19 protein-coding genes are annotated in these 20,778 nt (G+C 49.9%); 5 read left to right on the plus strand and 14 right to left on the minus strand.

Features of this window, described 5'->3' with window-relative positions; genetic code table 11:
• Positions 1-186: 186 nt before the first annotated feature.
• Positions 187-1,047 (minus strand): energy transducer TonB, encoded by an 861-nt coding sequence (locus K300_RS14375; RefSeq protein WP_022850191.1) that lies wholly within the window; start codon positions 1,045-1,047, stop codon positions 187-189.
• Between the two features lie 191 nt (positions 1,048-1,238).
• On the opposite strand from K300_RS14375, the gene K300_RS0103045 reads away from it, so the two are divergent.
• The 5 genes from K300_RS0103045 (at position 1,239) to K300_RS0103065 (ending at position 6,984) form a co-directional block, all read left to right on the plus strand.
• Positions 1,239-1,676, plus strand: coding sequence for an Hsp20/alpha crystallin family protein (locus K300_RS0103045; RefSeq protein WP_022850192.1), 438 nt, complete (start codon positions 1,239-1,241; stop codon positions 1,674-1,676).
• A gap of 34 nt (positions 1,677-1,710) precedes the next feature.
• Entirely contained in the window at positions 1,711-2,814 is a 1,104-nt protein-coding gene (gene dnaJ, locus K300_RS0103050) for a molecular chaperone DnaJ (protein ID WP_022850193.1), read from the plus strand.
• A gap of 10 nt (positions 2,815-2,824) precedes the next feature.
• Complete coding sequence (locus K300_RS0103055) at positions 2,825-3,205, plus strand: heat shock protein transcriptional repressor HspR (RefSeq protein WP_022850194.1); 381 nt, start codon at positions 2,825-2,827, stop codon at positions 3,203-3,205.
• Between the two features lie 80 nt (positions 3,206-3,285).
• Positions 3,286-5,892, plus strand: a complete 2,607-nt coding sequence (gene clpB, locus K300_RS0103060; protein WP_022850195.1) for an ATP-dependent chaperone ClpB — start codon at positions 3,286-3,288, stop codon at positions 5,890-5,892.
• A 123-nt stretch (positions 5,893-6,015) separates the two neighbouring features.
• Positions 6,016-6,984 (plus strand): sigma-70 family RNA polymerase sigma factor, encoded by a 969-nt coding sequence (locus K300_RS0103065; RefSeq protein ID WP_022850196.1) that lies wholly within the window; start codon positions 6,016-6,018, stop codon positions 6,982-6,984.
• A gap of 353 nt (positions 6,985-7,337) precedes the next feature.
• Here the strand turns inward: K300_RS0103065 and K300_RS0103070 are convergent, their stop codons facing one another.
• The 13 genes from K300_RS0103070 to mreC form a co-directional block, all read right to left on the minus strand.
• A complete protein-coding gene (locus tag K300_RS0103070; RefSeq protein ID WP_022850197.1) occupies positions 7,338-7,871 on the minus strand; it encodes a phosphoribosyltransferase family protein in 534 nt (177 codons plus the stop codon).
• Positions 7,868-8,785, minus strand: a complete 918-nt coding sequence (locus K300_RS0103075; protein ID WP_022850198.1) for an ABC transporter permease — start codon at positions 8,783-8,785, stop codon at positions 7,868-7,870. The genes K300_RS0103070 and K300_RS0103075 overlap by 4 nt, the downstream gene beginning before the upstream one ends.
• Entirely contained in the window at positions 8,778-9,845 is a 1,068-nt protein-coding gene (locus K300_RS0103080; RefSeq protein ID WP_022850199.1) for an ABC transporter permease, read from the minus strand. The genes K300_RS0103075 and K300_RS0103080 overlap by 8 nt, the downstream gene beginning before the upstream one ends.
• On the minus strand, positions 9,835-11,349 hold the full coding sequence (locus K300_RS0103085; protein ID WP_022850200.1) for an ABC transporter ATP-binding protein: 1,515 nt from the start codon (positions 11,347-11,349) through the stop codon (positions 9,835-9,837). The genes K300_RS0103080 and K300_RS0103085 overlap by 11 nt, the downstream gene beginning before the upstream one ends.
• A 71-nt stretch (positions 11,350-11,420) precedes the next feature.
• Complete coding sequence (locus tag K300_RS0103090; RefSeq protein WP_026836264.1) at positions 11,421-12,476, minus strand: BMP family ABC transporter substrate-binding protein; 1,056 nt, start codon at positions 12,474-12,476, stop codon at positions 11,421-11,423.
• Positions 12,477-12,790: 314 nt separating this feature from the next.
• A complete protein-coding gene (locus K300_RS0103095; protein ID WP_022850202.1) occupies positions 12,791-12,985 on the minus strand; it encodes an FmdB family zinc ribbon protein in 195 nt (64 codons plus the stop codon).
• A 25-nt stretch (positions 12,986-13,010) separates the two neighbouring features.
• A complete protein-coding gene (gene trxA, locus K300_RS0103100) occupies positions 13,011-13,328 on the minus strand; it encodes a thioredoxin (RefSeq protein WP_022850203.1) in 318 nt (105 codons plus the stop codon).
• A gap of 111 nt (positions 13,329-13,439) precedes the next feature.
• Complete coding sequence (locus K300_RS15930) at positions 13,440-14,234, minus strand: TIGR02757 family protein (protein ID WP_022850204.1); 795 nt, start codon at positions 14,232-14,234, stop codon at positions 13,440-13,442.
• Complete coding sequence (locus tag K300_RS0103110; RefSeq protein WP_022850205.1) at positions 14,228-16,624, minus strand: TIGR03960 family B12-binding radical SAM protein; 2,397 nt, start codon at positions 16,622-16,624, stop codon at positions 14,228-14,230. Before K300_RS0103110 ends, K300_RS15930 begins: the two co-directional genes overlap by 7 nt.
• Positions 16,625-17,737 carry a rod shape-determining protein RodA gene (gene rodA, locus K300_RS0103115; protein WP_022850206.1) on the minus strand — a complete coding sequence of 371 codons (1,113 nt, stop codon included), beginning with the start codon at positions 17,735-17,737 and terminating at the stop codon, positions 16,625-16,627. It lies immediately after the preceding gene.
• On the minus strand, positions 17,709-19,544 hold the full coding sequence (gene mrdA / locus K300_RS0103120) for a penicillin-binding protein 2 (protein ID WP_022850207.1): 1,836 nt from the start codon (positions 19,542-19,544) through the stop codon (positions 17,709-17,711). Before mrdA ends, rodA begins: the two co-directional genes overlap by 29 nt.
• Positions 19,522-19,989, minus strand: coding sequence for a hypothetical protein (locus K300_RS0103125; RefSeq protein ID WP_022850208.1), 468 nt, complete (start codon positions 19,987-19,989; stop codon positions 19,522-19,524). Before K300_RS0103125 ends, mrdA begins: the two co-directional genes overlap by 23 nt.
• Complete coding sequence (gene mreC / locus K300_RS0103130; protein WP_022850209.1) at positions 19,986-20,777, minus strand: rod shape-determining protein MreC; 792 nt, start codon at positions 20,775-20,777, stop codon at positions 19,986-19,988. The genes K300_RS0103125 and mreC overlap by 4 nt, the downstream gene beginning before the upstream one ends.
• Position 20,778: the final 1 nt, after the last annotated feature.

Consider the following 20,778-nt stretch of genomic DNA (forward strand, 5'->3'; position numbering starts at 1 on the left):
ACATAGTCGAATACGAAATAAGTCACTAATTTATGTGTTTCGTGCTAAAGCACGCCATACTTTTGGCGCAATTTATTCCTAATATGGGTTTTTGAGGGGTGCGGGGAACTTTGTTCCCTAAAAAGTTCCCTGCGATCTTAGCTTTACTAATCTTTGGAATTTCCCGTCCATGGAAATTTCCCACATTTAATAGATGTCAAAAGCTCCGCCGATCTTGTAGACGAAATGCCCGTCAACTCGAAGTATCCGCTTATCATAGCTGGCCGGAAGGGGCACACCACCCATATCCTTAAGGGCACGGACGGCCTCCTTGTCAAGGTCGGGGTATCCGCTGCTCTCCACTACCTGCACACCAGTTATTCTACCGTCTTTATGTATTACAAAGCGTATGCGAACAACACCCTCTTCCCCCCGCATGCCTGAATCGTAGGGGTAGTTCCATGTCTGGTAAAGCCTGCGTTTGAACTTGTGGAAGTATGAGGTGTATTTCAGCTTTACCTGTGTCATCGAGACGACTTCCTCGCCGTCGCTGTACTCACCTTCGGCCGCTTTACCGATCACATCCCTCGGGTTAAGTATCCTGTCCACCTGCTCGCGGCTGAGGTTTAGCTCGGAGCTGTCATCCTTCTCCACTTTCGGCAGATCCGGCTTCTCCGGCGGTAAAGGCTCAACCTCCTGAGCTGTACTGGGTTTCTGCTCACGCTGTTCCGGTTCAGACTCCACAGGTTTATCGGGCTTCCTGTCTGGACTTTGTCTCGGCTTTGCCCTCTTCTCCTCTTCCGCTTCGGGGAGTGGAGGTGCCTCCTCCGGTTTTACACGTACAGGCTTTTCAGGATCGGGTTCCGGCACAATTTCCGGCTGGGGCTGGGGTTGAGATGGTTGAGGCTTCTTCGGTTCAGGGGGTTCTGGCTTCTTCTTTTCGATAACGTCTACGGTTATTGGCTTTTTCTTTTCTTCACTCTCAGGAACATTAAGGTCTACAAGCTGAAGGACTAGCAGGTGAATGAATGCAGAAATAAGGATGAAGAGTATAAGCCTTCTGTTCATTATATAATAATTATCCTCATATTAAGCCCTTACAAGCCCCTCCTCTCAATTATACTAATACATGAACAAAGTCTCGGCAAGAAGTTCAAAGCCAATACAGAAGCAAAAACAGAACTCCATATAATAAAACTTGACATGAATCGACTAAGGTATTATTCATAACACTGACAGAATAAATCGAGGAGGATACTATGGCAATAGTAAGATGGGACCCCCTGAAGGATCTTATGGCAATGCACGACAGGATGAACAAGATGTTCGATGAGGCATTCGAAAAGACGGGGAACACTGGCTACGGTGAGTGGACACCCCCCGTTGACATCTATGAGACCGAGGAAAATATCGTAATCGTATGCGAGGTTCCCGGCATGGACGAGAAGGATGTGGATATCCAGATATCCGAAGGCGTACTCACGCTCAAGGGTGAAAAGAAGTACCCCATCGACAAGGAGAGCGACAACTACTACAGGCTTGAACGCTCCTACGGCAAGTTTAACAGAACCTTTGCCATCCCCAACAGTGTAGACCTTGAGAATATCAAGGCCGGCCTTAAGGACGGAATCCTTAAGATCACCCTCTTCAAGAAGAGCGAGGTTCAACCGAAGGTGATTAAGGTGGAAACTGAATGATTTTTTCCGTTCTGAACGCAAGGAGAAGTAACTGATGGCTGAGAACTATTACGACATACTCGGCATAGAGAAAGGCGCCACTCAGGATGAGGTGAAGAAGGCGTATCGCAAGATGGCCAGAAAATACCACCCCGATCTGAACCCCGGCGACAAAGAGGCCGAGAGTAAGTTTAAAGAGGTTTCCGAAGCCTACGGTGTTCTCAGCGATGAGGAGAAGCGCAAGCAGTACGACCAGCTAGGCCACGATGCCTTCAAAAACGGCGGACACGGCTACGACTTCTCCGGCTCTAACTTTGAGGATATCCGGGATCAGTTCAGCGGTTTCGGATTCGACGATCTCTTCGGCGATATATTCGGCATGGGTGGCGGTTCTGCACGCAGAGCCGACCGCCCTACCCAGGGTGAGGATCTGTATTACACCGTAAAGATCCCCTTTGTGGACTCCATCAAGGGTCGTGAATACGAGCTTAATATTGTGCACACCGTCTCCTGCGAGAAATGCGGCGGCAAAGGGGGCGATAAGTCCACGTGCACCGTATGTCAGGGTACTGGAAAAAGCTCCCATAACAGGGGGGGCTTCTTCGTAAACAGCGTCTGCTCAAACTGCGGCGGTTCCGGTAAAATCACCACACGCCAATGCAATGAGTGCTACGGCAAGGGTGAGAAGGAAGTCAAAGAGCGTATTAAGGTACGCATACCCGCCGGCGTGGACAAGGGTTCGAAGGTAAAAGTCAAAAACAAAGGGAACGCCGGAAGAAACGGAGGACCCCAAGGGCATCTTTTCATAATAACAAACGTGGAGGACCACCCCGTATACAGACGTGAGGGGCACAGCCTCTACGTTGATATCGATGTGGATATGTTCGAGGCCTCACTGGGACGAAAGATTGAGGTTCCCACACCCTACGGAAACATCAACATAAACGTTCCCGCCGGAACCCAACCGGGACAGAAGTTCCGGATAAGGAACAAGGGCGTTCCCAAGCTGAAGGGTGACGGTAACGGCGACCTGTACGTGGTAGTGAACGTTGTAATACCACAGGTAGCCATCGGCGAGGACAGGGAAACCCTTGAAGAGATGCAGAAACGATACGCCACAGGGCTTCGTGATGAGGTACTGAAAAAAGGTAAAATCTAGGTAAGAGATTATGGGTAACAAACCGCTATACGCCATCAGCATCGTTGCGGAGATGCTCCAGCTTCATCCGCAGACACTGAGGCAATACGAAAAGCTCGGGCTTGTAACACCATCGAGGACACTCGGGAATACCCGGGTGTACTCCGATGAGGACATTGACAGGCTCCGCTTCATCAATACCCTCTCCAAGGAGATGGGTGTGAACACAGCGGGGATCGAGATTATTCTCAACATGAGGGACCAGATAGACGGCCTTCAGGAGCAGGTTGATGCTCTGAAGAAATACATAAAGACACGAATGAATGAACACCACAAAACAACAGATACGGAGAAAGCCGTCGTGCCCTCCCCTCCCCGCAATATTATAAAGGTTAAGATAGAAAAGGAATAACCCGGAACCGGACAATGAGCATATGCCCTTAACGGCCACACACAGGAGAGATCCGTCCACGGTTCCGTTGGAGATGAAAGATGATAAACTTCAACAAAATGACCATAAAGGCTCAGGAAGCTTTGGAACAGGCGGCCATGGCGGCCTCCGAGAATAATCACCAGCAAATTGAGCCGGAACATATACTTAAAAGTCTCATAAAACAGGAGGATGGCCTTGTTAAGCCCCTGCTCACCAAAGCCGGTGTGAACACAAACGCCCTGCTCTCTTCCATAGATGAAGTACTGGGCAAGATAGCACAGGTTCAGGGTGGACAGCAGTACATATCCCAGGACTCAAACAAGGCCCTCGAGCATGCCTTCAAGAAGCTCAAGGACTTTGGTGATGAATACGTATCCACTGAACATATCCTGCTGGGAATAATAGAAAATGCGGGCTACAACCTCCGTACCGCACTATCCTCTGCAGGGGTGGATTATAAGACGGTAGAGCGTGCAGTTAAAGAGTTGCGGGGCTCGTCAAAGGTTACGGATCAGAACCCCGAAGAGAAGATGAACGCCCTCGAGAAATACACCATAGACCTCACCAACCTTGCCCGTGAGGGTAAGCTGGATCCTGTCATCGGACGGGATGAGGAGATACGCCGGGTTGTACACGTACTTTCCAGACGTACAAAGAACAACCCCGTCCTCATCGGCGAACCCGGTGTGGGTAAAACGGCTATCGTAGAAGGGCTTGCCCACCGGATAGTTAACGGTGACGTACCCGATTCCCTCAAGGATCGTGTGGTAGCATCCCTCGATATGGGCTCACTCATCGCCGGAACCAAGTTCAGGGGTGAGTTTGAGGACAGACTCAAGGCGATTCTCTCCGAGATTCGTGAGCGTGAGGGTGAGATAATCCTCTTCATTGATGAGATGCATACCCTCGTTGGTGCAGGTAAAACCGACGGCGCCATGGATGCGGCGAACCTCCTCAAGCCGGCACTGGCAAGGGGGGATCTCCACTGCATCGGTGCCACTACCCTTGATGAGTATAAAAAGCATGTGGAGAAGGATGCCGCCCTTGAGAGACGTTTCCAGCCTGTAACCGTGAAGGAGCCTACCGTAGAGGATACGGTATCCATCCTTCGGGGTCTCAAGGAGAAATACGAGGTGCACCACGGTGTGCGCATCAAGGATTCCGCACTCGTTGCAGCGGCGCATCTTGCCAGAAAATACATAACCGACCGCTTCATGCCCGATAAGGCCATAGACCTCATAGACGAAGCCACGGCCAGAATCCGCATGGAGATAGACAGCATGCCCACAGAGCTGGACGAGATCGAAAGGAAGATAACCCAGCTTGAGATAGAACGTCAGGCACTCAAAAAGGAGAGTGACAGCGCCAGTAAATCGAGGCTTGTACGCCTTGATGAGGAGCTTGCTAACCTCAAGGGTGAGCGAGACAGCCTCAAGACCCACTGGTCCAACGAAAAGGGGCTCATCCAGCGTTCCCGTGAGATCAAGGAGAGGATTGAGTCCGAGAAACACAGGATGCAGAAGGCAGAGCGTGAGGGGGATCTCCAGACCGCCTCGGAGATCAAATACTCCGGTCTTGTGGCTCTTGAAAGGGAGCTTGAGGAGCTTAACGCACAACTTGCAGACTCACAGGAGGACAAGAAGATGCTCAAGGAGGAGGTGGACGATGAAGATATCGCCGCCGTTGTCTCCAAATGGACGGGCATTCCTGTAACTAAACTCCTGCAGGAAGAGGCGGACAAGCTCATCAAGATGGAGGAACATCTCCACCGAAGGGTTGTGGGCCAGGACAGAGCCATCAAGGCAGTGAGCGAGGCTGTAAGACGTAACAGAGCCGGCCTTGGCGATCCTGCCAAGCCCATAGGCTCATTCATATTCCTCGGCCCCACTGGTGTGGGAAAAACCGAGCTGGGCAAGGCTCTAGCGGAGTTCCTCTTCGATTCAGAGGACGCCCTTGTGCGGATCAACATGAGCGAATATATGGAGAAGCATTCTGTTGCAAGGCTCATAGGCGCACCCCCCGGGTATGTGGGCTACGACGAAGGTGGACAGCTCACCGAAACAGTAAGACGCAGGCCCTACTCCGTTATCCTGCTGGACGAGATTGAGAAGGCGCACCCCGATGTCTTTAATATCCTCCTCCAGATGCTTGATGACGGAAGGCTTACAGACTCCAGAGGAAGGACTGTAAGCTTCAAAAACTGCGTGGTTATAATGACATCGAACATAGCCAGTCAGGAGATTCAGGAGGAGTTTTCCAGGGAATCCTCCGATGAGGACAGATACGTTTTCATCGACGGCGTTGTGATGAACAGGCTCTCCCAATACTTCAAACCGGAGTTCCTGAACAGAGTGGACGATATTATCGTATTCCACCCCCTCTTTGGCGACCACCTCCGCAATATAGCAGAACTCCTTATGGAGGACTTTGCCAAGAGGATTGCGGAAAACGGGATAGAACTTAAATGGGACAGCTCTGTCATAGAAGAGATAGTAAAGGCTGGTTTCGATCCCGCCTTCGGTGCAAGACCTATGAAAAGGGCCATCAGAAGGCTGGTGGAGAACAAGCTGGCAGAAGCACTTATAAAGGGTGAAATAACAGCCGAGCAGGTTGTCGAACTAAGCTTCGACACGGGCGAACTTGCATTTAGGGCTACAACCTCCTAAACACCGGGCGGCTTTCGGGCCGCCTTTTTTTTTACCCTTTAATAACATTATGGTTTTGCACATTTTTATGCTGTGCTATACTTGTTAAAGATTTAACCGCTTATTATTTAAGGCTTGGGGATTATGGGAAAAAAGAAGGCAGAGAACACAGAAAATCCGCAGGAAGTTGAAGATACAGAGGAATCCGAGGAGGATCTTGAGGAGGTCACCGAGCAGGTGGCGGATAATGAAGAGGAAGTAGCTGAAAAACCGGAGGCGATTCCGCCGGTTAGCGAAAACACCCTCAAACATTACCTCAACAGTATCAGCAGCTACCGCCCTCTCACCAAGGATGAGGAATTCGCACTGGGTGAAAGGATACAAAATGGGGATGAAAAGGCCCTTACCCATCTCATTCTATGCAATCTCAAGTTTGTAGTCTCCATAGCCAATAGATACCGCAATACCGGCCTGCCCATCTCTGATCTTATAAACCAAGGTAACCTTGGCCTTGTGGAGGCGGCTAAGCGTTTTGATCACACAAAAGGCGTTAAATTCATATCCTATGCGGTCTGGTGGATACGTCAGGCTATCATTCAGGCTCTTGCGGAGCAGTCTGGAACAGTCAAACTTCCCATAAAGCAGGCGGGTATCCTTTATAAGATCAACGGCGCCATGGAGAAGCTGAACAAAGAACTCGGGCGTGAACCCACATCCTCCGAACTGGCTAGCCATCTTGGAATGCAGGAGGGTGACATAGAGAATGTCCTGCGTGTATCCAGAAACTACCTCTCGCTGGAAGCCCCCATCAAGGAGGGCGAGGACCGCTCGTTCATAGACCTTTTAGATTCCGGCTCCCAGAGTGTTGAGGATGAGATCGTCATGAAGACCCTCAAGCAGGCGCTCGGGGACATCATAGAAGAACTTGAGGGGAGAGAGTCCCAGATAGTTTCCTGGCGTTACGGGCTTGACGGTGATGCACCCAAAACCCTGGAGGAGATAGGCGACATCCTCAATATCAGCCGTGAACGTGTACGCCAGCTCGAATCAAGGGCTCTGGCGAAACTGCGTAAGAAGGCTATGCGCAAGAAGCTCCATGACTACCTGAACTAAAGTCCGGCAACAGCACCGATACAATCCTGCAATTGATTAATCGCGCACTTAATAAAAACGTACCACAATCAAACATATTTAAACACGAGCATCCTCAACTACATCAAGTTGCTGTAATACATCAATAATTCTTATGCAAAGCTATAACATAAAAAACCAAACCTTTGAGCTATTATATAAGTTATAAACCTATCAAATACCATATTATTCGATAACATGTTCAAATATACAAACTTTCATTCTACTGTGAACCCATAAAAAAAGGCGCAGATTTCTGCGCCCTCTTAATTCGTATATTAAGCTACTTAGCAATCACTTAGCATCTACATGCTAAAATTGCTCAATTGTTCACATCATATATTTTGTCTTATCTCATCAAGGGAAAGGATAGAATACACATCATCCCTACCCTGCTTATCGATGATAACGGCTCTGCCCACCATCTCGGCTCCGGCCTCCTCAACGATACTCTCCACAGCCTTGAGCGTGTTGCCTCTGGCAAGGAAATCATCCACATAGAGGAGCTTTTCACCCGGCTTGAGAACTTCGCCGGATACATGCAGGGTTGTGTCCTCCTGTTTAGTGAAAGAGTAGCTCTTTGCCATGTAGCATATATTCATTGTAAGGGGCTTTTTCTTCTTTGCGAATATATAGTTAACCCCGAGCTCCTCGGCAACGGGATGGGCTATGCTGATACCGCTTGTCTCTGCGGTGCACACCTTTGTCACACCCTTGTCCCGGAATGCGGCGGCGATGTCCTTTGCCATCATACGGTAGAGTTCGATATCCACCTGGTGATTGAGGAAGGTGTCCACCTTGACGATCTCGCCGTCTACCCTTCCGTGTTCTTTAATCAGATCAATAAGATAAAGCTGTGCAGGTCTCATTTTCTATCCTCTCTGTCATAGGGCACGCCAAGGCTCTCCGGCTCCGGCGTTGCTCCTTTTCCAAGTCTAATGGTCGAAATAACAAGCACTACGATGGTGAAAAGGTAGGGCATAACGGCAAGTATGTGTGTGGAGATCTCAGTCCCCATCGCCTGCATCCTCAGCTGAAGGGCATCCACGCCGCCGAAAAGATATGCACCAAAAACAGCTCTGGTAGCATGCCACTGGCTGAATATAACAAGAGCAACGGCTATCCAGCCACGTCCTGCTGTCATGTTCTCCACCCAGAAGGGTGTATATGCGAGGGACAGATACGCTCCACCCAGACCTGCGATACCGGAACCGATAAGAACCGCCATCATGCGGTATTTAACAACACTGATTCCGGAGGTATCCGCCGCCGCAGGGTTCTCCCCCACAGAGCGGAGGTAGAGACCCCATTTGGTTTTATAGAAGAAGAAACGTACCATCAGTACGATGAATATACTGAAGTATACAAGGATATCCTGATTAAACAGCGGGCCGATAAAGGGTATATCTGAGAGAAGGGGTATCTCAATACGGGAAAACTCCTGGATTGTACGTCCCACCATCCCCCTGCCGAAGAGGGCTGTTATACCTATCCCGAAGAGTGTAAGCGACAGACCGCTGACGATCTGGTTCCCCCGGAGGATTACCGTTACAAGCCCGTGGATAGCTCCTGCTGCGAGGGCCGCTATGAATGCAGCAATAACGCCTAGAAAGAGGCTCCCCGTTAAATTTGCCGTAGCGAAGCCTGCTAGGGCTCCTATGAGCATAAGCCCCTCTATACCGAGGTTGATAACACCGGAACGTTCCATAATGATTGCACCGGTGGTGGCGAAAAGGATGGATGTTCCAGCCCGTATGGTTGCATCAAGGAGTATTTCAATCATTGTTGTCCCTCACAAGGCGCACCCTGTTAAGCATAAAGAAGTCGGATGAAAGAACAAAGAACAGTATAAGCCCCTGAAACAGGTTGATAAAGGCAACGGGGAGCTGCCATGTTATCTGGAGGCTGTCACCCCCCACTAGGAGTACACCCATAATCAGCGAAACGAAAAGAACCCCGAAGGCGCTGCGCCTCGCCAGCCATGCAACAATTATGGCGGTGTAGCCATACCCTATGGAGATGCTCTCCTGAAGACGATACTGTACACCGGCAAATTCGCTAAAACCGGCAATACCCGCTATGGCTCCGCTGAGGAACATGGTTCCCATAACAGCCAAAGGAATGTTCATCCCTGCATATTTGGCCGCACTGGGGTTATCCCCGATTACCCGTATCTCGTAGCCGTAAACGGTTTTTTCCATGAAGATATGTATAAGTACAACAAGGACCAGAGCTATGATGAAGCCCGTGTGTAGCCTTGTGTCGAAGTAGTATGCCAACCTTGCTGAATCGGCAAGCTGTTGGGAGTGGGGGAAGTTGAATCCCATGGGGTCCTTCATTGGCCCGTATATGAGCCAGCTGAGGACCGAGATTGCTATATAGTTCATCAAAAGGGTTACTATGATCTCGTTTACCCTGTATTTTGCTTTAAGAAAGCCTGAAACAAGCGCCCACATACCGCCGAAGAGGAATGATGCGCCCAGCATAGCGGCGAGCAGAAGGATCTCCGACTCTATACCGGAATAAAGCCCGACGATGGAGGAACCGATGGCTCCCATAACAAGCTGACCTTCGGCACCGATATTCCAGAGCTGCATACGAAACGCTATGGATATGCCAAGCCCTGCAATGATAAGCGGAGTCGCCTTAACAAGGGTTTCGCTGATACCGTAGAAGGTTCCAAGCGCTTCGGTGAGCATCTCATAGTATGCGGCAAGGGGATTAATACCTGCAAAGATCATGATGATCCCCGCTGTTACAAGGGACAAAAACACGGACATCAAAGGCGCTGTTATGCCGAAATACTTAGATGTATTAAGCCTCTTCTCGACCTTAATCCGCATTGCGCACCTCGCCGCTCATCATAAGGCCTATCTCCTCTCTGGTGGTCTCCTCAGGCCTTACAACACCTGTTATTCCTCCACGGAACATAACCGCCACCCGATCGGAGAGCTTGAGAAGCTCGTCCAGATCCTCGCTGATAAGAATGGTGCTCATCCCCTTATCCCTCGCCTCGGCAATAACCTTATGCACATACTCCGCAGAGCCAATATCAAGCCCTCTGGTCGGGTACAGAGCAACAAGAACGAGGGGGTTGAGGGAAAGCTCCCTTGCGATGATTACCTTCTGAATATTACCGCCTGAAAGGAGCCTGACAGGCGAGCCTTTAGGGCCTGTCTTTATGGCGAAACGCTCAACAAGGTCGTCGTAATTATCCTGTATCGCCTTTCTGTTTTGTATGGGACCGCTTCGGAATTTTGCATCCTTGTAGCTCTTAAGTATCAGATTTTCATCCACACTCATCTCCGGAGCAATACCGAGAGCCTTTCTGTCCTCGGGGATGTGGGCAATCATCTGGATGAGTGAGTTACGCCCTCTTGTGTGGGTAACATCCTCACCACCTGCCATGATCACACCATCGCAGGCATCCCTGAGCCCTGTGAGGACCTCTGCCAATGCTTTCTGACCGTTTCCTGCAACACCGGCTATACCGAGTATCTCACCTTTGCAGAGTTCGAAGCTCAACTCGGAAACATCCGCCATTCCTTTGTCGTTATTGACGCATAGATTGGATACGCTGAGGATTGTTTCATCGAAGGCAACGGGATTCTTCTCCCACTCGGGTATGTCATCGGAGCCGATCATAAGGCTTGCAAGCCTTGATTCATCGAAATCCCCAGCCTCCAGGCTGGCCACAGTTCTTCCTTTCTTGAGCACTGTAACCCTGTCCGAAAGCTCCATAACCTCACGCATCTTATGGGAGATGAATATGATAGATTTTCCTTTTTCTTTGAGCTTCTTAAGGAATCCAAAGAGGTTCCTTGCCTCCTGCGGCGTGAGAACCGCCGTGGGTTCATCAAGGATAAGTACCTTGCAGTCACGCACCAGAAGCTTAACCAGCTCCACCCACTGTTGCTCGCCGATGGAGAGCTTCCAGATCGGTTCCTCAAGATCTATTTCCAGACCGAACTCGGACAAAATCTCTTTCGTTCTGCGGGCGATCTGCTTCCTGTTTATAATGCCCGGAAGGTCGTCCAGAGAAAGAAGGATATTTTCCATTACGGAGTGGTTTTTAACCAGCATAAAGTGCTGATACACCATGCCTATGCCGAGGCTTAGACTTTCCGCCGGTTTAGCGGGGCGAACCTCTTTGCCGTCTATGCTTATCCGCCCTGATTCAGGCTTATACAGTCCCGCAAGGACGCTCATAAGCGTACTCTTGCCGGCTCCGTTTTCACCGAGGAGGGTGTGGATCTCTCCCAGATGGCACTCAAGCCTGACATCGTCGAGTGCCTTAACGCCGGGGAAACTCTTTGTTATTCCTTCAAGCTTAAGAAAGGGTTCCAATTGAGCAATCCTGAGAATAAAAAAGAGCAGACCCGGACAACTCCAGGCCTGCTCTGTTATTGTTTAAGCAATTACTTGGCGGAGCCCTGAACGCCTTCTACGAAGAAGTCCATGCTCAGCATTTCGCCATCGGTCATTGTTTTACCTGAGGGTACAACAACCTTGCCGCTCTGGTCCTTGATGGGGCCGGTGAACACATCGGTTCTGCCGCTGGCCAGAGCTTCGTACTGCTCCATAACCATGTCTTTAACTTCTGCGGGAACGGCATCATTGATGGGAGCAAGGTCTACAAGCTTCTTGTCAAGTCCCCACCAGATCTGCCTGGATTCCCAGTTGCCGTTGTGTACTTCCTCGGCGATCTGGGTGTAAACAGCTTCCCAGTTCCATACGGGTGCAGTGAGGAAGGCTTTGGGTGCAAACTTGCTCATGTCGGAGTTGTATCCGATGGCGTATGCGCCTCTCTTCTCAGCAGCCTGAAGGGGAGCGGGGGTATCCTGGTGCATGGTGATCACGTCTGCGCCTGCATCGAGTGCTGATTCAGCGGCTTCTCTTTCCTTGCCGGGATCGAACCATGTGTGTGTCCAGACAACCTTAACCTTTGCATCGGGATTAACACTGCGAACGCCGAGGGTGAAGGCGTTGATCCCCCTGATAACCTCAGGGATGGGGAATGCGGCAACATATCCGATGGTGTCGGATTCGGTCATTTTACCAGCGATGATACCGGAAAGGTAGCGGGGCTGATACATACGTCCGAAGTATGTTCCCACGTTCTCGGCTGTTTTGTAGCCGGAGCAGTGCATGAATACGATGTCTTTGTTGCGCTTGGCAACTTCGATGGTGGGGTCCATGTAGCCAAAGCTTGTGGTGAAGATAAGGTTGTATCCTTTCTTCGCAAGGCTTGTGATGATCCTTGTGGAGTCAGCACCTTCGGGTACGGATTCGATAAAGGTTGTTTTAGTAACGTAGGGGAGTTCTTCCATAACCTTGCGCCCTTCATCGTGGGCATAGGTCCAGCCTGCGTCACCTACGGGTCCTACATATACGAACCCGGCTTTGATGTCCTTTGCCGAAGCCATGGATACGGCAAACACCATAACAAAGATTACAGCCAAAAGTTTCTTCATGTTGCACATCCTCACTGTGTTTATTGAAGCGTTTCCCCTCCTGAAGGGAAGCGTAAAAGGTACACCCTAACCGTTCTGCTTATTATAACGTGTGATCGTGCTGTAAAGATATAGTTTTAATGCAGTAGTAAAGTGCTGTCAATCACGATGTTAGAACCTTGTGAAGTCTTAGGCGGCGTAGCCACAGCCAGTTAGGGGTTAGAAAGGATTACACGAAAAAAGCCCCTGCAAAAGTGCAGAGGCTTTGTATTCATTTTTTAGGCTTTAATTCATTTTTTGGAGCATCGAAACCGATGCCCTGCTATTCTCTAAGCTCAAGTGAAGCCGGAAGGCGAGGAACAGCCTCCGCCGGAAGAGTCCGAACCGGGCGAGAAGGAACTAACAGCAGAGATTAGCTTCTCCACTTCCTCACTTTCGCATTTCGGGCACTTTACCTCTGCAGTAGAGCTGAAAACGAGCTTCGAAAACTCATTCTCGCACTTTTTGCATTTGTATTCGTAAATCGGCATCTTCCGTTACCCTTCTTTGCTGTTCTTAGATGTATTTCTTAACAGCGTCCTCGTAAACACCCTTGGGCTGAACGCCGATAAACTGCTCTGCAACTTTACCTTCGTTAAAAACCATAACAGTGGGGATGCTCATGATGCCGTACTTGGCGGCGAGCTGCTGGTTTTCATCAACGTTTACCTTGGCTACCTTTATCTTGCCTTCGTATTCGCCTGCAAGCGCTTCGATAGTGGGGGTAAGCATACGGCAAGGTCCGCACCAAACTGCCCAGAAATCTACAACTACGGGAACATCGCTTTCAAGAACCTCGCTCTGGAAGCTTGATTCGTTAAGTTCTACAGCCATTATTTCCTCCTTAATAACTTCTTAAGTTATAGTATACCAATTAGTGTTTTTGTCAATAATTCAGCTTTCATACTATATAAATTATAGCTTACTCACCATCATGCAATGGGATTAGAAGGGACAAACACCGAAAATATCGCAATCTGAGCATGTTTCCCCTTTCTCATACCTGCATCCGCCGGCTATGCCTAGCCTTGTAAGGGAAAAATCATATTTTGCAGGATCCTCTGGGTTCATTTCCCTGAAAAAGTTCGTTACAGTTTCAAGGTTTTTCCTCGTTCCCGCAGTTGTTTTAATGATCCCTCTATTGTATGCGAATCTTAATATATGCGTATCTATTGGAAATTGCAACCCCGCACTTTGAAATTTTTTCCACAGACCGAAATCTATCTCGTCGCTGCGGATCATCCATCGCATAAACATACGGAAACGTTTAGCTCCAGACTTCACAGGATCGGGGAAAAGGAAGGCATACCCCCTCCCTGCGCCGAAACGCTCACCCTCGCCTTTCATATGGTTCACAAAGGTGATGAGGGCCTCCTCGGGGTCGGAGGAGAAGCTGTAGAAGGCATCCTCCACGGAACCGAATCGCTGGTAAAGCTCGCGCACTGCAAGGCTGAAAGCTCTTACATCCTCCGGCTTCTGAAAGCGGTAGTAAAGTTCTGTGGGTTTATCCTGAATATCCCCTGGATCCGTTCCGTATTCATTGAAATAGGATAGCAGAAAACCTTTGATCGCCTTCACATTTCCATAGGCGAAACAGCTTGCCGCCAGAGACACAAATTCCGTACTCCCCCCTATGGTGTGGGGGTAGAAGATCGGGTCTGTATCGATATACTCTTTACGGTTATAACGGCTGTACAGTTCCTCAAAGAACGGCCTGTGGAGTTCTGCTTTTTTCAGCAATCTTCCCTCGGGATTATGTAAAGGTTTGTTCTGGAAACATCCAGCTCCGCCTTATCCAGTCCGTTCTGGGAGAAGAATTCCAGAAGATTGAAGGAACCCTTCTGACCTGAGGAGAGAACTATCCAGTCATCACCTCTGGCGAGCAGGAATTCATCAAGGATAATCTGCTTATCACGCCCCTTTTTGTCCTTTCTTATGTAATAGTTCTTTCCCTGTTCCATAAGCTCATTGAGCGTGGCGGATAGATCTCCGCCTAAACGGAAGCGCCCTGCGAAGGTATGCTTCTTTTCATTGGCTCTCAAGGGGAGGATCTCTTTAACAACAAAGCCTTCAGGGAGGATATCGTTGAGGGTATCCCGCATCGAATCCAGACCGCCGAAGTCCGCCGCCTCGATACCCATGAGGTCATTAAAGGCATCAACCCCCACAGGAGGGGGAATAAGATAGCGCATCTTCGGCTGGGGGTTAAACCCCTTTGTGAAGCCGAGGGGTAGACCGGCTATTCTGGCAGCATGGACAAACAAGCGTGTGGATTCTATGGCAGACATGAAACGCCCCGCACCTGTCTTTGAGATGCGGAGGATATAGTGATTAAGCTCCTCACCCCTCTCCTCCTTCTCCGGGTTGGAGGGGAGTCCTTCGTCTGCGTAGCTGTTCTTTATCTCTTCGAAATCGCAGACACCGCATGCGGAGCAGTCCGCCTCACGGCAGTCGGGGGTTATCAGCCCCTCAAAGCTCCTCTTATATTCAGTATAAAGATAATCCTTTGTTACGCCGGAATCTATGTGTTCCCAGGAGAGCTTCTCATCACTGCCAAACTCTCTGCCGGAGAACTCCTCCATGGTGAGGTTATTTTCCTCGAAGGCCTCATGCCATATCTCAGCGTTGAAAACCTCTGACCAGCCGTCGAACATCGCCCCCTTCTCCACCACACTTTCAAGTATATCGCACAGCCTGTCGTCACCCCGTGAGAAAACACCCTCAAGGATACTGGGAAGGGTGTCATGGGTACTGCACTTTATGCGCATGGAGCGGAGCTTGTCGTTAACTATCCTCTGCTTCCTGCGGAACTCCCCCGCACTGTTCATCGGAAACCACTGGTACGGCGTATGGGGCTTGGGTACAAAATTCGATATGGAGACACGGACATTAAACCGTCCCTTGGCGGAGGCTCTCTTCACCTTTCCGGCGAGCTCTGCAATGGCGGCAACATCCTCATCGGTTTCACCGGGCAGGCCTATCATGAAATAGAGCTTGGCACCATTCCACCCGGAATAGGAGGCCTTCGCCACGGCGTTTATGATCTCTTCTTCGCTCAAGTTCTTGTTTATGGCATCACGCATACGCTGGGATCCCGCCTCTGGAGCTATGGTGAAGCCAGATTTACGAACCCTTGAAAGCTCCCTGAAGATAAAATCACGTATCCTGTCCGCCCTTATGGAGGGGAGTGAGAGGGATGTGTTCTTCGCCTCAAGGAGTTTTGCCATGGTTACCAGAAGCTCTTCAAGGCGGCTGTAGTCCGCCGCAGAGAGTGAGAGGAGAGAAACCTCCATGTAACCGCTGGAGGCTATCTGGCTCAACGCTTCCTCGGCGATACTCTCTATACTTCGCTCACGGGAGGGTCGGTATAGTATGCCGGCCTGGCAGAAGCGGCAGCCCCTTGTGCAACCTCTGGAGATCTCCACAGCAACCCTGTCCTGCACGATGGGCATGGAGGGTACGATGAGCCTGTTTATCGTTACATCGTTACTGAAACCAGTGTGAATGTTCCTTTTAACCCGTTTGTCACGTTGGAGTGACGGCACCCACGTGTACTCCTTTGTATCAAGGTACTCAAGCCTCTCACGCCTCGTTCCCCCTTTGCGGATAAGCTGTTCCAGCCCCTCCATCAAGGGGGCTATCTCAGCCTCCATCTCCCCTATGAAAAAGACATCGGCAAAACGGCTGAGTGGCATAGGGTTCGCACAGCAGGAACCACCCATGAACACGAGGGGATCATCCTCACCCCTGTCCTCGGCACGGAGGGGGATACCGGACATCCTGAGTGTCTGCAGGATATTGGTGTAGGATAGCTCGTACTGGAGCGAGAAGCCCAGAACATCGAATTCCTTTAATGGCTTTGAGCTTTCGAGGCTGGTGAAAATATCCGAACCAAGGGTTTCAACGGCATCGGTCCAGGGCATGAAGAAACGCTCTGCGCTGATCTTATCCGAGAGGTTAAGCCTCTCATAAAGCTGTTTAAAGCCAATATGGCTCATGCCTACTTCGTAAACATCGGGGAATATGAGGCAGAAATCAAGCCTCTCCCCCTCCCCTTTATGGAAGGAGTTGATCTCGTGGTTGATGTACCTTGAAGGTTTTGTAACCTTCAGCAGTGAATTATCTGTCATTTATTGCTCGCCTGGTAGTTCAAGTCTCCTCATGGCTACGCTGTTAACAAGCCCAAGCATTGCCATGAAGGTTAATAGAGAGGAGCCGCCATAACTGACAAGGGGCATGGGGATACCCACAACGGGCATCATACCCACTGTCATAGCGACGTTTACATAAAACTGAAAGAATATTATCCCGCTGACAACCACAGGGATAATCTTACCCGTGGGTTCGTTGGCAAGATGACCTATCTTCATAACCCGCACAACAAGATAGGCGAAGAACATAACAACAAGGGCAGCTCCGGCAAAGCCTGTCTCCTCTGCAATTACGGAGAAGATGAAGTCGGTATGCCTTTCGGGAATGAACTTAAGGTGGGACTGGGTCCCCTCCAGAAAGCCCTTGCCCATGATTCCGCCGCTTCCTATGCCTATCTTGGACTGTATAACATGGTAACCGGAGCCGAAGGGATCCGCTTCCGGGTTCATAAACGTTAGTACCCTCTGCTGCTGGTACGGTTTAAGCTGTGACCAGAGGATGGGAGCGGCCAAAAGTGCCGCCACGGTGAGGATGATAAATGTCCACCGGCGTATACCGAGGAAAAGGACAAGTATCGCCCAGACTACAATGTATGTCCCGGCCGTACCCAGATCCGGCTCAAGGAAAATGAGCAGGAACGGCGGTATTACAGGAACAAAGTTGAATGCAAGCTTCTTAAAGGAGAGCTTGCTTGTATCGAAATCGAAGAAAACCTTCGCAAGTATAAGTATCCATACAAACTTGAAGAACTCCGAGGGCTGGAGACGAAAGCCCGCCAGAACGATCCATCTTTTTGCACCCATAATCGGAGGCATAAAGAGAACTATTCCGAGCGCTATGAGCCCAAGCAGATAAAGCCAGGGGGATATCTTAACCAGCCTTCTGTGCCCTATGAGAGAGACGGCAAGGAAAACCAGTATCCCTAAAAAGCTCCAGAAGAGCTGCTTGATGTAATAGTTGCGCACCGTACTCGTTACAGGGTCATACCCGGCGGAGTAGATGGCGAACACGCTAATGCTCAGCAGGATGAGGATAGCGGCAAAAAGGGGTTTGTCGAAATTTTCAAGGTGTTTTCTGTTCAGTCCTAACATAGCCTAAATCTATCATCCTGTTTACTATTGCGCCCACAACCGGAGCCGCACCACGGCTTCCGGCCCCTCCATGCTGAAGAAGGGCAACTATGGCATAGCGGGGGTTTTCAGCGGGGAGGACAGCTCCGAACCATGAGTGATCTCTCATGAATTCGGGGATCTCATCATCCTCCATATCCTCTGTTTTCTCAAGGCTAACAACCTGTGCCGTTCCGGTTTTTCCTCCGTAGGTAAGGCCGTCAACCCGGGCACGGTGTCCTGTGGCACGGTCGCCGTAGATAACCTCAACCATACCCTCCATAACCTTATCCCGCACCCATTGAGGGAACTCCATACGGTTCACAAGTTCCTGCTCTATCTCTTCCCTTTCCCCTGTTATCATGTCCTCGATAAAGTCCACAACCCTTGGCTTGTAAACATACCCGCCGTTAAAGATGCCTCCGAGCATGACAGCAATCTGCAGGGGCGTTGTAGTTATGTAGCCCTGGCCTATACTGCATATTATTGTCTCACCCGGGTACCAGGGTTCTTCGAATCGTCTTCTCTTCCATGCTCTGCTGGGGAATGAGCCGCTTTTCTCATTGGGGAGGTTTATCCCGGTTATCCTGCCAAGGGAAAGCTTTTTAGCATACTTCTCGATATTGTCTATACCTAATAGAAGACCAAGCTGATAATAATAAACATCGCATGACTGCTCCAGGGATTCCACAAGCTTCATAGAACCGTGCCCCCCTCTCTTCCAACAGCCATACTCGAAGTTGCCGAACTTAAGTGAACCGGTGCATGTGAAAGAGGTATCCTCGGTCACCTTACCCTCTGTCAGCCCTGCGGCGGCCATTAGTATCTTAAATACGGAACCGGGGGGGTAGGCACCCTCAAGAGCCCTGTTAAGTAACGGCTTATCCTTATCCTTTATTACACTGAGACGCTTCTCTGAACTGAAAAAGGGTGTGAACACCTCGAGATTGTATGTCGGTGCGGAATAGAGGGAAAGGAGGGAGAAATCCTCAATATCCATAACAACAGCCGCACCTTTGCGCCCTTCGAACATGCTGTGGATCGATTTCTGCAGATCCGAATCGAGGGTAAGCACCAGGTTGTTGCCAGGCGTGGTTTCCTTCTCCGAAAGAACCTCAAGCACTCGTCCGTAGCTGTCCACTTCCACATGCTTTGCTCCGTTTACACCCCTCAGCTTCTCCTCGTATACCTTTTCTATACCGGTTTTGCCTATCATATCCCCGCCGGTGTAGTGGTCATCTTTCTGAATATCCCTCTCCGTGACCTCTGATAGGTAGCCGAGAACATGGCTGAACGCCCTGCTCTCCATATATTTACGAACAGGCTCAAGCCCTATCTCAAGCCCCCTGAACTGCCTGGAGTTTTCAAGCAGCCATGCCACCTGCTTGAATGTAAGCCCCCTGGCGATAACAGCGGGCTCATAAAGGTACGACTTGCGGATCTGTTTCTTTGCATAGTCTATATCAAGATCAACCACCTGGCTGACCCGCTTAAGGAAGAGCGCCATATCGGGCACATCCTCCTTAACAACCTTGAGCTCATAGCTGGGTGCATTGCGCACGAGAAGCTTCCCCTTTCTGTCCTTGATGAAGCCCCTGTCCGCCTTTACTGTGACTATACGGATACGGTTGCTCTCGGAGAGCCGTTTATACTTTTCGTGCTGAAAGAACTGCAGATACACAAGTCTTAGAAGGATTACCCCGAAAAACAGGAAGAGAACGGCGAAATAGATCTTCATCCGCTTCTTGTAGTAGTTGTGTATCTCCTTACTTAAGTGTTTTAAATGCACTGCTTACCTCTGGTGCTATAACAACGACACCCACGGCGGCTACATTTACCAGGGACCTGTATATGAATACCTCAAAGAATGTTGCCGTAAGGTGTCCGGTGAGAAGCATTATTACAATTATATGAAAAACCGCTATGCCCGCCCGGAATATAAATCTGCTTAATGCCTTGTCCATATCCAGCACTATATGTGCGTGCTGGCGGAGGAAGCCGTAAAGGATGAACAGGATTACCGAGGGTCCAAAAACCCAGCCGAGACGGAAATCGTAGAATATGCCGAAGATAATTCCGTGGTACAAAAAGTTCTCCTCGTCAACCCTCCCCACAATTGCCAGAAAGGCTATGAGAAAGAAATCCAGAGGGGACATAAAGGAGAGTATCGAGCCGGAAAGGATATACAGAACGCAGAGGAGAAAAACCAGCCTTATGTAGTAACCGGCTGTCATCGGCTGACCACCAGAACATTCTCAAGTTTGAAGAAGTCCACCACCGGAGAAACGGATATACGTCTGTAAAGCCCTGTTTCTGTACTAAAAAGTTTGAATATCCTGCCGACAGCGATCCCCTTGGGGTAAACACCGCCGAGACCGGAGGTTATAAGCAGGTCGTCAAGCTTTGCATCATCCAGCCTGTCGTAGTAGTCAACGGTGAGCTTTCCGGCTCCGTCACCACGGATAATACCAACGCTTCGTGTCCGCTTGTTCATTACAGATACGTTATTAACTATATTAAGAAGAACGTCCACACGGGCGGTCATCATGTCCACTTCGGTGACAACGCCCACAAGGCCGTTGAAGCTGATCACAGGATCATTGACCTTAACGCCGTCCGCACTTCCCCTGTCAATGCGGATATAGCGGACATAGCCCTCGATGTTCCTTCCCACAACGTTGCAGGCTATTGTATCAAACTGGTAGGCGTCCTTAAAGTTCAGCAGTTTCTTGAGCCTTTCATACTCCAGAACCTTCTCCTGCATGATGGAGTTCTGGAGCCTTAGCCTCCCGTTATCCTCACGCAGTTCCACATTATCCCGGCGTACATTCACAAGGTTTATGTAACCGTTCCATACATTCCCCGCAAACTCTGTGGTCTTCGAGGTGTAGTAAACGAAGGGGTTAAGGATATTACCCAGAATCCCCTTGAAGGGCCCGTTTATATCAGGGTTTTTCACTTGAAGGATAACAAGGAAAAAGATGAACGCTAAGATTGCCGCCAGTTTTTTCCAGCTCAGCATC

This window comes from Limisalsivibrio acetivorans (genome assembly GCF_000421105.1).
Taxonomy (GTDB): Bacteria; Chrysiogenota; Deferribacteres; order Deferribacterales; family Geovibrionaceae; genus Limisalsivibrio; species Limisalsivibrio acetivorans.